The organism is Pseudomonas sp. NPDC079367 (genome assembly GCF_044542195.1).
Classification (GTDB): domain Bacteria; phylum Pseudomonadota; class Gammaproteobacteria; order Pseudomonadales; family Pseudomonadaceae; genus Aquipseudomonas.
In genome coordinates this window covers 1-1,174 of record NZ_JBITTW010000098.1, presented here as the reverse complement: position 1 = coordinate 1,174, position 1,174 = coordinate 1, and the positions used below count along the sequence as shown (strand labels likewise).

Below are 1,174 nucleotides of genomic sequence, written 5' to 3'. Positions count from 1 at the left end.
TTCGCGAGCAAGCCCGCTTGTGTCTTGATCTAGGAATAAACTCTAGGGTGAGAGGGGTGGATGGCAAGCTGCGAGTCCGCGGTGCTAGAAGCACGTGTGGGAGCAAAGCTGCCATCCACCTTTCCACTCTGGCCGATAAGCCCGAACAGTTGAACGAGCGCCACTCGAATCACAAGCGTGGGCAGAGCCAGAGCACTCTCACTTCTGAGTGTAAGAGGGTTTTGCCATGATTTCCTGGGTCGGCATCGATATCTCTAAATCAAACCTTGTTGTCTGGGTTCAACCACAGAAAGAAGGTTTCGAGATTCCAAACACATTTGAAGGCTTTGTTGAGCTGATCAAACGATTGAGCTGCTATGAGGTTGGTCGGGTATTGCTGGAGGCCACGGGAGGCTACGAGCGCCAGGTCATGGCGGCACTGCAACAGGCGAATCTCCAAGTGCTGCGAATCAATCCTCGTCGGGCCAGGGCCTTCGCGGTGGCCATGGGCAAAAATGCCAAGACCGACCCGATTGATGCGGCAGTTCTGGCTGATTTTGCCGAAGTGCTGCATGGGTCTAATGAAAAGGTCATTTCTCCTGAGCGTGAAGCTCTGCGCGAGCTGATTCAGTGTCGCGAGCACTTGGTTCAGCAGCGCGACGACAATAAGCGTCGGCTTCAGCAGGCTCAGTTGCCAACCGTTGTCAGCGCGACCAAAGATCATATTCGTTACCTGCAAGTGCAGATCAAAGCCTTGGAAAAACACCTCGTTCAGAGCATGTTTGATTTGGATGCAGAAAAGGCCAATCGACTCATGTCTGTGAAAGGGATTGGCAAAGTCGCGGCCGCCAGTTTGCTGGTTTATTTGCCAGAGCTGGGCGAGTTGGATCGCAGGGAAGTGGCGGCGTTAGCGGGCATAGCCCCTTACAACGACGACAGCGGAAACCACAATGGAAAACGGCAGATATACGGAGGGAGAGCACGAGTCAGGCATGCGTTATACATGTCGAGTTGGGTTGTTATCCGATTTCAAGCAGACTTTAAAAAGCGCTACGAGGCTCTAAGGGAGCGAGGGAAGAGCGCGAAAGTCGCGCTCATCGCCTGCATGCGAATACTGCTGATCAGACTGAATGCCATGCTGCGAGACGGTACAGAATGGCGCTGATGGACGGCGGGTTAAGACAGTTGCTCCCAC

Annotated in this window: 1 protein-coding gene; it reads left to right on the top strand. The window is 53.7% G+C overall.

Going from position 1 to position 1,174, the window contains the following annotated elements; all coding sequences use genetic code 11:
• The first annotated feature begins 226 nt into the window (after positions 1-226).
• Complete coding sequence (locus ACIGDJ_RS28325) at positions 227-1,144, top strand: IS110 family transposase (RefSeq protein ID WP_397480376.1); 918 nt, start codon at positions 227-229, stop codon at positions 1,142-1,144.
• Positions 1,145-1,174 lie beyond the last annotated feature (30 nt).

What these genes read in the sequence shown, in the direction of transcription:
- ACIGDJ_RS28325 (WP_397480376.1), top strand. Translation starts at nt 227, where the DNA reads ATGATTTCCTGGGTCGGCATCGATATCTCTAAATCAAACCTTGTTGTC.